General features: G+C 45.3%; 17 protein-coding genes and 1 pseudogene. 15 read left to right on the top strand and 3 right to left on the bottom strand.

The window, feature by feature from the left end; translation table 11 throughout:
* Nucleotides 1-286 precede the first annotated feature (286 nt).
* The 4 genes from QUA27_RS24845 (at nucleotide 287) to QUA27_RS24830 (ending at nucleotide 2,148) form a co-directional block, all read left to right on the top strand.
* A complete protein-coding gene (locus QUA27_RS24845) occupies nucleotides 287-958 on the top strand; it encodes a hypothetical protein (protein ID WP_333071407.1) in 672 nt (223 codons plus the stop codon).
* Between the two features lie 149 nt (nucleotides 959-1,107).
* On the top strand, nucleotides 1,108-1,332 hold the full coding sequence (locus QUA27_RS24840; protein WP_333071436.1) for a DUF433 domain-containing protein: 225 nt from the start codon (nucleotides 1,108-1,110) through the stop codon (nucleotides 1,330-1,332).
* An 89-nt stretch (nucleotides 1,333-1,421) separates the two neighbouring features.
* Complete coding sequence (locus QUA27_RS24835) at nucleotides 1,422-1,697, top strand: DUF5615 family PIN-like protein (RefSeq protein ID WP_445251545.1); 276 nt, start codon at nucleotides 1,422-1,424, stop codon at nucleotides 1,695-1,697.
* 85 nt (nucleotides 1,698-1,782) lie between these two features.
* Nucleotides 1,783-2,148, top strand: a complete 366-nt coding sequence (locus tag QUA27_RS24830; RefSeq protein WP_333071405.1) for a DOPA 4,5-dioxygenase family protein — start codon at nucleotides 1,783-1,785, stop codon at nucleotides 2,146-2,148.
* A gap of 60 nt (nucleotides 2,149-2,208) precedes the next feature.
* Here the strand turns inward: QUA27_RS24830 and moaA are convergent, their stop codons facing one another.
* The gene (gene moaA, locus QUA27_RS24825; RefSeq protein ID WP_333071403.1) at nucleotides 2,209-3,198 is read right to left on the bottom strand and encodes a GTP 3',8-cyclase MoaA; all 990 of its coding nucleotides are present in this window, start codon (nucleotides 3,196-3,198) and stop codon (nucleotides 2,209-2,211) included.
* Nucleotides 3,199-3,363: 165 nt separating this feature from the next.
* On the opposite strand from moaA, the gene QUA27_RS24820 reads away from it, so the two are divergent.
* The 9 genes from QUA27_RS24820 to QUA27_RS24780 all read left to right on the top strand — a co-directional run bounded on the left by QUA27_RS24820 (nucleotide 3,364) and on the right by QUA27_RS24780 (nucleotide 10,457).
* Nucleotides 3,364-3,816 carry a nitrate reductase associated protein gene (locus QUA27_RS24820; protein ID WP_333071401.1) on the top strand — a complete coding sequence of 151 codons (453 nt, stop codon included), beginning with the start codon at nucleotides 3,364-3,366 and terminating at the stop codon, nucleotides 3,814-3,816.
* Nucleotides 3,817-4,145: 329 nt separating this feature from the next.
* The gene (locus QUA27_RS24815; RefSeq protein ID WP_333071399.1) at nucleotides 4,146-4,607 is read left to right on the top strand and encodes an ATP synthase subunit I; all 462 of its coding nucleotides are present in this window, start codon (nucleotides 4,146-4,148) and stop codon (nucleotides 4,605-4,607) included.
* A 55-nt stretch (nucleotides 4,608-4,662) separates the two neighbouring features.
* The gene (gene atpB / locus QUA27_RS24810; protein ID WP_333071398.1) at nucleotides 4,663-5,421 is read left to right on the top strand and encodes a F0F1 ATP synthase subunit A; all 759 of its coding nucleotides are present in this window, start codon (nucleotides 4,663-4,665) and stop codon (nucleotides 5,419-5,421) included.
* Nucleotides 5,422-5,549: 128 nt separating this feature from the next.
* Nucleotides 5,550-5,795 carry an ATP synthase F0 subunit C gene (atpE, locus tag QUA27_RS24805; RefSeq protein WP_006631105.1) on the top strand — a complete coding sequence of 82 codons (246 nt, stop codon included), beginning with the start codon at nucleotides 5,550-5,552 and terminating at the stop codon, nucleotides 5,793-5,795.
* 97 nt (nucleotides 5,796-5,892) lie between these two features.
* Nucleotides 5,893-6,378 carry a F0F1 ATP synthase subunit B' gene (locus tag QUA27_RS24800; protein ID WP_333054530.1) on the top strand — a complete coding sequence of 162 codons (486 nt, stop codon included), beginning with the start codon at nucleotides 5,893-5,895 and terminating at the stop codon, nucleotides 6,376-6,378.
* A gap of 87 nt (nucleotides 6,379-6,465) precedes the next feature.
* Nucleotides 6,466-6,993: a F0F1 ATP synthase subunit B gene (locus tag QUA27_RS24795; protein ID WP_006631107.1), complete on the top strand. Its 528-nt coding sequence runs from the start codon at nucleotides 6,466-6,468 to the stop codon at nucleotides 6,991-6,993.
* 3 nt (nucleotides 6,994-6,996) lie between these two features.
* On the top strand, nucleotides 6,997-7,542 hold the full coding sequence (gene atpH, locus QUA27_RS24790; protein WP_333071396.1) for an ATP synthase F1 subunit delta: 546 nt from the start codon (nucleotides 6,997-6,999) through the stop codon (nucleotides 7,540-7,542).
* Between the two features lie 315 nt (nucleotides 7,543-7,857).
* Nucleotides 7,858-9,375 (top strand): F0F1 ATP synthase subunit alpha, encoded by a 1,518-nt coding sequence (gene atpA / locus QUA27_RS24785; protein ID WP_333071395.1) that lies wholly within the window; start codon nucleotides 7,858-7,860, stop codon nucleotides 9,373-9,375.
* Nucleotides 9,376-9,503: 128 nt separating this feature from the next.
* On the top strand, nucleotides 9,504-10,457 hold the full coding sequence (locus QUA27_RS24780) for a F0F1 ATP synthase subunit gamma (protein WP_333071393.1): 954 nt from the start codon (nucleotides 9,504-9,506) through the stop codon (nucleotides 10,455-10,457).
* A 148-nt stretch (nucleotides 10,458-10,605) separates the two neighbouring features.
* Here QUA27_RS24780 and QUA27_RS27525 read toward each other — a convergent pair whose 3' ends face one another.
* Both QUA27_RS27525 and QUA27_RS24775 read right to left on the bottom strand, forming a co-directional pair.
* On the bottom strand, nucleotides 10,606-10,785 hold the full coding sequence (locus QUA27_RS27525; RefSeq protein WP_445251544.1) for a DUF2442 domain-containing protein: 180 nt from the start codon (nucleotides 10,783-10,785) through the stop codon (nucleotides 10,606-10,608).
* Between the two features lie 158 nt (nucleotides 10,786-10,943).
* A complete protein-coding gene (locus QUA27_RS24775; RefSeq protein ID WP_332958465.1) occupies nucleotides 10,944-11,156 on the bottom strand; it encodes a helix-turn-helix domain-containing protein in 213 nt (70 codons plus the stop codon).
* Nucleotides 11,157-11,358: 202 nt separating this feature from the next.
* On the opposite strand from QUA27_RS24775, the gene QUA27_RS24770 reads away from it, so the two are divergent.
* Nucleotides 11,359-11,802: a hypothetical protein gene (locus QUA27_RS24770; RefSeq protein ID WP_333071391.1), complete on the top strand. Its 444-nt coding sequence runs from the start codon at nucleotides 11,359-11,361 to the stop codon at nucleotides 11,800-11,802.
* 75 nt (nucleotides 11,803-11,877) lie between these two features.
* A pseudogene (locus QUA27_RS24765) lies at nucleotides 11,878-12,021 on the top strand (Uma2 family endonuclease); the annotation flags it as partial.
* Between the last annotated feature and the right edge of the window lie 72 nt (nucleotides 12,022-12,093).

The raw sequence follows: 12,093 nt of genomic DNA, 5'->3' as shown, positions 1-12,093 counted from the left end.
TTTTCGACAGACAAGAATGTGGAACTAACTAAGCCCACCAAAAAAAACAGAATACCCAGCTCCCCGACTTCGCCGAAGTTGTCGGGGAGCTAAAACCAGAGCGTTTTACATCAAATCCCTGTGCATTGGAATTGTATAATTGAGGTAGTCCTTAACTAGGTCGCGGAATTTATCCCAAAAGCGTTATTTTATGACTATTAACAGTAGGTTGATTGGGTTCTGGCTTGAAAGTGCCCTTATTCCAAGATTGCTTTTTATCCCTTTTATTCAAATATAGAAAACCGGCATGAGTTACGGTGGCGGTGGCACTGAAGATGACTCAATTCTGGTTCGTCTCGCAATTGCAACAACTGTAGCGGGTCTATTAGAAGAACTCCGCACGTGGTATAACTGGGGTGAATATGATAGCACTGGTGTTAAAATCTTGACCAAATTAGGTGAGATTGGTCAGGGCGACCCAGAAGCTATGGCAGCACTAGAGCGATACTCCAGGGGAAATATTCCTAAGATACGTTATGCGGCTCAAGGTGCTCTATCTCGTTTGGCTGGAAAAGGAGATCACCTAGCCATTGCAGCACTAGAGAAGTGTCATTCCTATTGGCGTGAACAAGAGCGTCAGAGTCAGGATAACGCGCAAAGACGCGCAGCGGTAAAAGAGAGAGAGGATGCACAGAAGTTAGGGATTACGGTGGAGGAATTAGGGCAGTTAAAGCAATCGGCTTCTTCAGCACACCAGGCACGAATTTTGGATGCCCACGGCAAACAACAATATGGAGACTCTCAGTTTCACACAGGACAGAACGTTATCTGCTTAATTGAAAATTGGAAATACGCGGGACAAAAGGGCCTTATAAAACGCGCAGTTAATAGCAAGTTTGTGGTAGTCCAATTCGACGACGGTTATCTTACCATTCAAGGCGATGATAAATTTAGGCTAGCGACCAATTGTGACAGTTAATTTTTGCACTTTTACCAAACGGTGTATGTCGGTGGCTTCCCCAGATTTGCCGTCGGTAGTAGCGATCGCTTTTGAGTTTATTTTGATAGAAGACAATTAAGTCTTGAGTTTTATGAATGTCAACCAATATTTATACCAATTCTTGCTTTATGGATTACCACGACATCATCCTAATTGAACCGGGAAAACGCAGTGGCAAACCATGTATTCGAGGAATGCGGATCGCCGTCTACGACATCTTAGAATATCTCGCAGGTGGCATGACGGAAGCAGAAATTATGGAAGATTTTTCAGAATTAACTTCGGCAGACATCAAGGCCTGCCTTGCTTTTGCCGCAGATCGTGAGAAAAAATTATTTGTGGCCTCCCTGTGAAACTACTGTTGGACGAAAACCTCTCAGACCTAATTACTTAGATAATTATCGGTTTTTATCCCGATTCTGTTGATGTCAAAACCTTAGGAGTGACAAATACTGATGATGCAGAAATTTGGGAATATGCAAAGACCAATAATTTTGTGATTGTTTCCAAAGATTCTGACTTTCATCAACGGAGTTTACTTTACGGTCATACTCCCAAATTTATTTATCTCCGTGTTGGCAATTGCTCAACATCTAAAATTGTTCAAATGCTACAAGATGAAATCCACATCATTAGTCAGTTTGGAGATAGAGAACAGAGAGTATACTGGTATTTTTGTAGCATGGAACCAAAGGAGCAAAGACTGAGGAGCTATTAAGTTAAGGAGTTTACAGGATGGAATAAAATCTCCAGCAAGTTAAGCTAACAAAAGTTGTTGATATCTGCTGAATAATTTACTGAAAATGATGAAAGAAGAGACTATCACAATCGTTGGTTTTCATGCACATATTTACTTCGACGCTGATAATCGCGATGCCGCAGCGCGTGTACGAGAAGGATTGACTCAGTTTGAGGTGCAGCTTGGGCGTTGGCATGACAAACCCATTGGCCCCCACCCCCAAGCGATGTATCAAGTTGCATTTTTACCAGACCAGTTTGGCAAAGTCGTTCCCTGGTTAATGCTGAATCGTGAGGGACTCAATATTCTCCTTCACCATGAAACAGGCGACGATGTGGCCGACCATACGAAACATTCTTTGTGGCTAGGAGAGAAACTAGAGTTGAATATCGAATTCCTGCGACCTAGGACAGGCAATGCCAGCTTATGATCGATCCGCGCGCAAGGCGAGAGCGTTACTTCAGACTAACTTATCGCGGATAATAGATAATTAACCGCCAATTTGAGACATTGTGCGGCTGTAATTTCCTTGAGTAGTTCCGGAATCCCGCTGCTTGAAATTAATCTCCGGTTTAATCTCTAATATGTGCCGCACTCGATCGCGCAATTCGCCTGTAGACACCCCACCACGGAGAGCAGTTTTTAAGTCAATTTGCCCAGTTTCATTCAGCAGACAAGGCCGCAGCCACCCGTCAGCAGACAAACGCATCCGGTTGCAGCGATCGCAAAAACACTCGGACATCTGACTAATAAAGCCTAAAGTGCCCTTCGCCCCCGGAATTTGAAAGACATCCGCCGGCCCATTTCCGCGAATTCCCGACTCGGCTAACCCGTATTTGTTGTTAATTTGTTGTCGCAATTCGGCCGATGCTACCCAACCTTTATCGCCAAATAAATCCCCATTCCCGATCGGCATAAACTCAATAAAACGAACGTGCCAATTCCGGTTAATTGTTAACGCCGCTAAATCCAATATTTCGCCGTCATTCACACCGGGAATTACCACAACATTCAGTTTCAGCGGGTCGAATCCTGCTTGATAAGCTGCTTGAATTCCCTCCCAAACCTGCGTCCAGCGCGATCGTCCCCGGCTGCCAATTATCTTATCAAAAGTCTCCGGTTCCAAGGAATCCAAACTAATATTAATCCGGCGCAAACCAGCATTGTAGAGATTTTCCGCCATTCCCGCCAGCAAAAAGCCGTTAGTTGTCATTGACAAATCTCGCGTTTCCGGCAAAGATGCGATCGACCTCACCAATTCCACCACCCCAGGCCGCAGCAGCGGTTCCCCTCCAGTCAAGCGAAACTTGGTAAATCCCACGGGTATAAAAACTTCCCGCAGCAGAGTTAGCAATTCCGAGTGAGTTAACAACTGCTGCTGCAATACATAGTCCAACTCGCTACCTTCCGGCATACAGTAGAGACAGCGGAAGTTGCAGCGGTCTATCAAGCTAATCCGAAGGTAGTCTACGGCATCCATGTCAATAGTTTGTAATATTATTTAATTATAAATGGCGATCGCATTTTCTGCAATTATTGATATAAAGCAAAAAACCTGCATCGATTTCTCTCTCTTCTCTTACTCTGTGCTCTCTGCGTCCTCTGCGGTTAATAAAAAAAATCTAGTTTGCAAGTCTATACATCTATGACATTCTTTGAATTTGAAGCTGATTTTGTGGAAGCTTTGCGCTGCATCCCCATGCAAGTACGTCTCAAGTTAGATACTTGCGGCATTAAATTAAAGTTGCAGGATTGGAATCATTTCAACCAAGCAGAACGGCAAAGTCTTGTAGAGTTACCTTGCTTGACAGAAGCCGAAATTATTGATTACCGAGAAAAGCTAAATCAAATATTAATTCAACAGACAGGCAAACCGGGAACTGATTTAGCTGTTGATGAAAATCCCCCGTGGATGGATGCTGCAACTGTACCGGAGTCTGTTTCTGCAAAAGCGCAAGAGCTCGGCGTGACAATTTCTTTGGCCCAGTGGGCGAGTTTGCAGCCTCTACAGCGATTTGCTTTGATTAAGCTTAGTCGATCAAGCCACGAGAATAAAAATTTCATCCCGGCGCTTCAAGAGTTTAAGGTTATTGAATGAGATCGAATTTGAATTAACTCTTGTAGGGCGCAGAGGCAGACAAGGGAGAGTTACCTCATCGATTCGCGCGATCGTCCTCTGTCCCCTCTCACTAAGTGAGGCTTACTTAGTGAGAAACACAACAAAAATGTATAAAAAAGTGTTGTCTAGCGGTGGAAGATTTAGGGTAAGGTCGATCGGACATTTAACGGCTTGAGGTTTCTGAAGCGCCCGGAACCAAATTCCGAAAAGATGATTAATTTTATTTTAAGTATTGTTACCGCAGCGTGGTATGATTTTTCTGAGTTTGCAAAGCACTCGCCTGCTACCTGCATTAGTTTCTGAGCTTCGTGAACACGCAAAACACACCCACCGAACCCGCAGCAGCAAACGAGGATATTCCTCAAGCTGGCACAGTCTCGACAGTTTCGACAGCTTCGTCCGAGACTAGCAATCCCATGCAAGACTTTTATCGCCTCCAACAAGAGTTGTTGGCGTACACCCTTGCTTTTACGGCGATTATTTTTATCTCCGTTTGGATTTTTTACTCCCTCAACATTGCCCTGAATTATTTGCTTGGGGCGAGCACAGGTGTGGTTTACTTAAAGATGTTGGCTAGAGACGTTGAACGAATCGGCAGCCAAAATCAACGCATCAGCAAGACACGGCTCGGTGTGTTTTTAGCGGTGATGATAGTAGGAACACAGTGGAATCAGCTACAGATTTTACCTATATTTTTGGGATTTCTGACTTACAAAGCTGCGCTGATGGTTTACGTGATCCGAAGTGCATTAGCACTAGACTACAGGTAAGTCAGGCAAGAAGAGCACAACTCAACTCATCGATTTGTATGGGGAAGCCCGTTGAATGGCAATGCTTGACGTTCTAAACACCTTTAATCGTTTCCCCCTCGCCGAATTGGAAGTTGGCCAGCAGTTGTACTGGCAACTCGGCAATCTGAAAGTGCACGGGCAGGTTTTTCTAACCTCGTGGTTTGTAATTGCTGTTTTAGTCGTAGTTTCGATTTTAGGAACCCGCAAAATCCAGCGAATTCCCAGCGGAATGCAAAATTTTATGGAGTATGCGCTGGAATTTATTCGGGACTTGGCTAAAAACCAAATTGGGGAAAAAGAATATCGCCCTTGGGTACCGTTTATTGGTACATTATTTCTGTTCATCTTTGTGTCAAACTGGTCTGGCGCTCTAATTCCTTGGAAGCTAATTAAGCTGCCATCAGGCGAATTGGGAGCTCCTACCGCTGACATCAATACGACGGTAGCATTTGCACTGCTGACTTCTCTAGCATATTTTTATGCAGGTCTCAGCAAAAGTGGCTTGGGGTATTTCGCCCACTATGTTGAACCGGTGCCTTTCATGTTGCCGTTCAAAATCATAGAAGATTTCACTAAGCCTCTGTCCCTAAGTTTCCGTTTGTTTGGTAACATTCTTGCGGACGAATTGGTGGTCGGAGTGCTAGTGTTGCTAGTGCCTTTATTTGTTCCTCTGCCAGTGATGGTTCTGGGACTATTTACCAGTGCAATTCAAGCTTTGATTTTTGCAACCTTAGCCGCAGCCTACATAGGTGAAGCTCTAGAAGGCGGTCACGGCGAAGAACACCACGATTAACTAACGATAAACGGCGAAGAATGAAGGAGGAAAAAGAAAATTTCTGAACTCAAACTTTCTCCCGTCACATCGGACAATTCTGTAGACTTTCTGTTCTCAATTTTGTACTTTAGATAAGGAAAATCATCATGAACCCAACAGTTGCTGCCGCTTCCGTAATTGCCGCCGCTTTGGCAGTAGGTTTAGCTGCAATCGGTCCTGGCATCGGTCAAGGAAATGCAGCAGGTCAGGCTGTAGAAGGGATTGCCCGTCAGCCGGAAGCAGAAGGTAAAATTCGCGGCACCTTGCTGTTGAGTTTGGCGTTCATGGAAGCGCTCACAATTTACGGTTTGGTCGTAGCCCTAGTGCTGCTGTTTGCCAACCCCTTCGCATAATAATTGAAAATTTTAGATTTGAGGTTTTGGCGATTCTAATCCAAAATCTCAAATCTAAAATCGATTAAGCGAATTAGATGGAAGCCGTCAAAAAATCATGATGCACTGGACAGTATTACTAGCAGTTGAAGAAGCGGCTAAGGAAGGGGGACTGTTTGATATAGATGCTACGCTGCCTCTGATGGCGGTGCAGTTTTTAATTCTAGTCGCAGTCTTGAATGTAATTTTTTACAAGCCGCTCAGCAAGTCAATTGACGATCGCGCCGATTACATTCGCAACACTCAAGTCTCCGCCAAAGAACGCTTGGCAAAAGCTCAGCAACTAGCGCAGCAGTACGAGCAAAAACTGGGAGAAACTCGCAAACAGTCTCAATCAGTAATTGCTGCTGCTCAAGCTGATGCCCAAAAAATTGGGGCAGCCAAAGTAGCTGAGGCTCAACAAGAAGCTCAAGTCGCGCGAGAAAAGGCTGGGCAAGAAATAGAGCAGCAAAAGCAAGAAGCAATGCGCTCACTAGAACAACAAGTAGACGCGCTCAGCGGCCAAATTCTCGAAAAGCTATTAGGGCAGTCGCTGGCCAAATAGCGAGACCGAAGAGTTTTAGATTTTTGATGGAATCTTAAATCTAAAATCGCTTCACCCAATCTGCACGCGCAATTATGGAAGAGTATCATGGGGACTGTTTTATTGCTAGCCACAGAAGCTAGCGGCGAAGGTGGTTTCGGTTTAAATTTCGATATTTTAGAAACCAACCTGATTAACCTGGTCATTATTATTGCAGTGCTGTTTTATTTCGGGCGCGGATTTGTAGGTAAAATCCTGACTGAGAGGCGTTCGGGCATCCAAGAGGCGATTCAAGAAGCAGAAAAACGCCAAAAAGATGCAGCAGCAGCTCTAGCAGAGCAACAGCAAAAATTGACTCAAGCGCAAGCAGAAGCGGAACGAATTCGGGCCGCTGCTGAAGAAACTGCCAAGAAAGCAAAAGAAGCAATTCTAGCTCAGGCAGCGCAAGACGTTGAAAGAATGAGAGCAACAGCAGGTCAAGAGTTGGAAGCAGAGCGGGAAAGAGCGATCGCCCAACTGCGATCGGCGGTTGTATCTCTGGCATTAGCAAAGGTGGAAAGCCAGCTAAAAACTAGCTTGGACGACAGCGCTCAACACCAATTAATCGATCGCAGCATTGCGTTACTGGGAGGCTAAAACGTGAGTACAGTCAGCACAGAAGTCTTACAGCCTTACGCATCTGCCTTGATGTCACTGGCTCAGTCCAGCAATCTCTCAGAGAAGTTTGGCGAAGATATTCGTTCCTTGCTGAGCCTGCTAGAAGGTTCGGAAGATTTGCGTCAATTTTTAGGCAATCCGCTGGTAAAACCGGATGCTAAAAAAGCCGTGATTCAGCAAATAGCGGGTGAAGAAATGAGCCCCTTGATGCACAGCTTTCTGAAGCTATTAGTAGACAAAGGAAGAATTGTTTTTTTAGAAGGGATTGGCAAACAATACTTGGCAAGGCTCCGAGAACTAAACCAAACAGTATTGGCTGAAGTTACATCGGCCGTCCCGCTTTCAGACGCTCAACAGCAGACTGTTCGCGAGAAAGTGCAGGCGATGACCAGCGCTAGTCAAGTAGAAATTGAAACCAAAATAGACGCAGATTTAATCGGCGGTGTGGTAATCAAAGTAGGCTCTCAAGTAATTGATGCCAGCCTGCGGGGACAATTGCGCCGTCTGGGACTTCGCTTGAATTCTTAAACGAAGGAAGAAGGAAGAAGGAAGAAGGAAGGAAGGAAGAAGCAAGAGGGAAGAATGAAACAGGAGGCAGAAATCAATGAATTTCTGTTTTTGAGTTGTTAGTCCCAAATGCTTACTACCAAATCTCAATTCTTTCTTGCCGAAAGATCGACAAGCCCAAAACAGGGTAGAAACGCCCAACTTAAGTCGTGAAAGATCAAAATTTTAGACGAAGGTTCAAGCTCCCAAATTCAATGCGAGAGTAAATCTAAAATCTAAAATCTAAAATCTAAAATCGACTGACTAACAACTGACAACTGACAAATAATAACTAACATGGCAGCAATCAGACCTGACGAAATTAGCAGCATTATTCGCCAGCAAATTGAGCAGTACGACCAAGACGTAAAAGTCTCTAACGTCGGTACTGTTCTGCAAGTAGGCGACGGCATTGCTCGGATTTATGGCTTGGATAAAGCCATGTCTGGAGAATTGCTAGAATTTGCCGACGGCACCGTGGGCATTGCACTGAACCTGGAACAAGATAACGTCGGTGCAGTGTTGATGGGCCAAGGCCTCGGCATTCAAGAAGGTTCGGCAGTTACTGCTACTGGCAGAATTGCTGAAGTCCCCGTGGGTGAAGCAATGTTGGGACGGGTAGTTGATGCTTTGGCCCGTCCGATTGACGGCAAAGGAGAAATTAAAACTACTGAATCTCGCTTGATTGAATCTCCGGCACCGGGGATTGTTTCTCGCCGTTCTGTTTACGAACCCATGCAAACAGGAATTACCGCTATTGATGCGATGATTCCGGTGGGAAGAGGACAGCGGGAACTGATTATCGGTGACAGACAAACCGGTAAAACTGCGATCGCGATCGACACGATTATTAACCAAAAATCGGAAAACGTGATCTGCGTTTACGTAGCGATCGGTCAAAAAGCTTCTACAGTAGCTAACATCGTCAACGTTTTGCAAGAAAAGGGCGCGATGGACTACACGATCGTAGTAGCAGCCAACGCTAGCGACCCCGCCACCCTGCAATACTTGGCTCCCTACACAGGTGCTAGCTTAGCCGAGTATTTCATGTACAAAGGCAAGCACACTTTGGTCATTTACGATGACCTTTCCAAACAAGCACAAGCTTACCGCCAAATGTCTCTGTTGCTGCGCCGTCCTCCCGGTCGCGAAGCTTATCCCGGAGACGTATTTTACCTGCACTCTCGCTTGCTAGAACGCGCTGCTAAATTGAGCGACGATTTGGGCGAAGGCAGCATGACTGCTTTGCCGATTATCGAAACCCAAGCTGGTGACGTTTCTGCTTACATTCCGACGAACGTAATTTCGATTACCGACGGTCAAATCTTCCTTTCTTCTGACTTGTTTAACGCTGGTTTGCGTCCGGCAGTAAACCCCGGTATTTCGGTATCGCGGGTAGGTTCGGCAGCTCAAACTAAGGCGATGAAAAAAGTAGCCGGTAAGGTGAAATTGGAATTGGCACAGTTTGAAGAACTGGCAGCATTTTCTCAGTTTGCTTCTGACTTGGATAAAGCTACTCAGAATCAATTGTCGCGCGGTCAGCGCTTGCGGGAACTGTTGAAACAGCCCCAAAGTTCTCCTCTGCCGATGAACGAACAAGTGGCTGTTATCTATGCTGGCATTAACGGCTACATGGATGACATCGATGTGGACAAAGTAACCAAGTTTACTGTTGGTTTGCGCGACTATTTGCGGACTAGCAAGCCGAAGTACGGCGAAATTGTTCAAGGTGGAAAAGCCTTGACTGATGAAGCTGAGAAGCTGCTGAAAGAAGGCATCACTGAATACAAGCAAAGTTTTCTAGTTTCTGCGTAGACAAGTAGGAATTTTGAACCGCAGATGAACGCGGATTAACGCAGATAATCTGAAGTTAATCTGCGTTACTCTGCGTTAATCTGCGGTTTTAATTAAGAAGATGCGGGCAAGGATGTAAGGAGAAAGTTATGGCAAATCTGAAAACTATTCGCGATCGCATTAAGTCGGTCAAGAACACTAAAAAGATTACAGAAGCAATGCGCTTGGTGGCCGCTGCAAAGGTGCGCCGCGCTCAAGAACAGGTGACTGCTACTCGGCCTTTTGCCGATCGCCTGGCAGAGGTATTGTACGGTTTGGCGGAACGCTTGCAGTTTGAAAACCTGGATTTGCCGCTGCTGAAAAAACGTGAAGTGCGATCGGTGGGACTGTTGGTAGTCTCGGGCGATCGAGGTTTGTGCGGCGGCTACAACAGCAACATCATCAAATACGCCGAAAATCGCGCTAAGGAAATCAAAGCTGAAGGCTTAGACTACAAATACGTGTTGGTAGGACGCAAAGCTACTCAGTATTTCCAGCGCCGCGAACAGCCGATCGATGCTACTTACGCTAACTTGGAACAAATTCCCACAGCATCGGAAGCAGCACAAATTGCTGACGAATTGCTTTCGTTATTCCTGTCGGGAACTGTGGACAGAGTTGAGCTAGTTTACACCAAGTTTGTGTCACTAATTAGTTCGCGTCCGGTCATTCAAACTTTGCTGCCCCTCGACCCCCAAGGTTTGGAAACTCCCGATGATGAAATCTTCCGCTTGACATCGCAAGGCGGACAGTTTCAAGTATCGCGCGAGAAGGTTTCTGCACCTACTATGAAGAGTTTGCCCCGCGACATGATTTTCGAGCAAGATCCGGCCCAAATTCTGGAGGCTCTTTTGCCTTTGTATTTAAACAACCAATTGCTGCGGGCTTTGCAAGAGTCTGCTGCTAGCGAGTTGGCGGCGCGGATGACTGCGATGAACAATGCTAGTGAGAATGCTAGCGATTTGATCCGTAGTTTGACGCTGACTTATAACAAGGCGCGGCAAGCAGCAATTACTCAGGAAATCCTAGAAGTTTCCGGCGGTGCTGAGGCTTTGAACGGTTAGGTTAGGGTTGACAATTTGTTGATTTTATGCTATGCGTCTGAGGGAACTCAGGCGCTTTTTTTAAGATAATTCGGCGGTTGAAACCGCTTCTTGTCAAACGAAGTCCCTCTCTAAGAGACTAAGAAGGGTATTTAAGCCAGATTTGTTATTAGACTATCTTCCCGCGTTCCTCTAACCACCGCTGAAATGACTTCTGACTTTCTCCAGATGGTTTACCCAGAATGATATTATTTTTGATGCTAATGTTTTCATCAATATCTGGCCAGTGGATTCCCTCATTTCCACCAATAAATCGCCAATTATTCCGTTCGTTTAGTGTGCTGTGCAATAGCCGAGGATACTAAGCTAAAGGAACAGAAATAGTACGACCATCGGATATATCGACTGTTAGCGTGTCGTCTATAACAACTACGTTTTGTGCTTGGGGGATTTCTAGCAACTCAACCATTAAAGAAGTCATTCCAACCCGCTAATAACTGCGATCGACTATTCCTGCACAATCTCATACAAATCTTCTATCGACAAATCAAAAGTCCTCGCCAATTTGTGCAAGGCTGTCACGTCAACAGTTGCTAATCCGGGCGATCGGGCATAGGTTCTGAGCGTGCTGTAGACTACTCCCGATCGCTCTGAAACTTCTTTCAGCGTCCAGCCCTTCTCGGCAGCAAATTCTCGAACCCGCAACTTAATTAATCCCATAACCTCTTGACAGTTGACTAATATAAGTCATACAATAGTATTGTAAAAAGCGATCGCCCCAACGTCTGGAAAACTTAAAGACGATCGCCTATCAAAGTTCAAATCCCATATAAGGGATTGATCTATCTATCAAATTCCCAAATCAGGAATCGATCTATCCAAATTAGGAATCGATCTATTCAAATCAGGAAACTTATCAACTATGTTAGCAAGCTTTCGACCAAAATCAACCCCCAGACACAGATTGAGCCGATTTGTGACGAAAGAGGCGATCGCGCGGCTGCTGAAAATCAAGGTAGAACAAATATATCGCTTCGAGTGCTGGGCGCATATCCTGTACGTGCACGCCAAAGGCATGAGTCGGTTTGTGAGTTATGCCGACTTTCCGCCTGTTTTGGGAGTGGAATCGCCCTCTGGTTTAGATTTTGGTTATTGGAAGCGCCGGATAGCGTGTCAGAAGGAGAGACACGCGCCGGATTTTTGGGTGGATTTTTATGCGGATAGATTTCACAAAGCTGTTTCTGTTTCTGAATTGTTGGAGTGGGGGGAAATGGTGGGGGTGATTAAGTTTATGTTGCGATCGATAGCCGTGGAGTCGCTGCGAAAGGTTTACGCACAAGAAAAATCTCTCCTGGAACATTTCTAACTGCTATTTTTTAAAACTAGAATTACGAACTCATTTTCTGGTTAGATGCGAGAACAAGATGCTGAATCCGTACGTTTCCCTTTAGTGGCCGAAATAGTTTCACCCACCGATATCGCTGAAGATGTCTTTCTCAAAGCACAGGAATATTTAGAATCTAGCTGTCAGGAAGTCTGGTTAGTTTTTCCCGAAAGTCGTTTAATATTCGTGATGACTCCTGGGGGGGTGACAAACAGGCTCAAACCCAGAGTTGGTAAGGATTGAGCCAATGTGTGCTCAAAAAAGATAGGCAGC

This window comes from Microcoleus harperi Pol14_C6 (genome assembly GCF_036701295.1).
GTDB lineage: Bacteria > Cyanobacteriota > Cyanobacteriia > Cyanobacteriales > Microcoleaceae > Microcoleus.
Note: the sequence above shows the minus strand (reverse complement) of the source record. Positions and strands in the feature narration are given on the sequence as shown.

Coding starts and splice junctions, on each gene's coding strand:
- QUA27_RS24845 (WP_333071407.1), top strand. CDS start 287: ATGAGTTACGGTGGCGGTGGCACTGAAGATGACTCAATTCTGGTTCGT.
- QUA27_RS24840 (WP_333071436.1), top strand. CDS start 1,108: ATGGATTACCACGACATCATCCTAATTGAACCGGGAAAACGCAGTGGC.
- QUA27_RS24830 (WP_333071405.1), top strand. CDS start 1,783: ATGATGAAAGAAGAGACTATCACAATCGTTGGTTTTCATGCACATATT.
- moaA (WP_333071403.1), bottom strand. CDS start 3,198: ATGGATGCCGTAGACTACCTTCGGATTAGCTTGATAGACCGCTGCAAC.
- QUA27_RS24820 (WP_333071401.1), top strand. CDS start 3,364: ATGACATTCTTTGAATTTGAAGCTGATTTTGTGGAAGCTTTGCGCTGC.
- atpB (WP_333071398.1), top strand. CDS start 4,663: ATGGCAATGCTTGACGTTCTAAACACCTTTAATCGTTTCCCCCTCGCC.
- atpE (WP_006631105.1), top strand. CDS start 5,550: ATGAACCCAACAGTTGCTGCCGCTTCCGTAATTGCCGCCGCTTTGGCA.
- QUA27_RS24800 (WP_333054530.1), top strand. CDS start 5,893: ATGATGCACTGGACAGTATTACTAGCAGTTGAAGAAGCGGCTAAGGAA.
- QUA27_RS24795 (WP_006631107.1), top strand. CDS start 6,466: ATGGGGACTGTTTTATTGCTAGCCACAGAAGCTAGCGGCGAAGGTGGT.
- atpA (WP_333071395.1), top strand. CDS start 7,858: ATGGCAGCAATCAGACCTGACGAAATTAGCAGCATTATTCGCCAGCAA.
- QUA27_RS24780 (WP_333071393.1), top strand. CDS start 9,504: ATGGCAAATCTGAAAACTATTCGCGATCGCATTAAGTCGGTCAAGAAC.
- QUA27_RS24775 (WP_332958465.1), bottom strand. CDS start 11,156: ATGGGATTAATTAAGTTGCGGGTTCGAGAATTTGCTGCCGAGAAGGGC.
- QUA27_RS24770 (WP_333071391.1), top strand. CDS start 11,359: ATGTTAGCAAGCTTTCGACCAAAATCAACCCCCAGACACAGATTGAGC.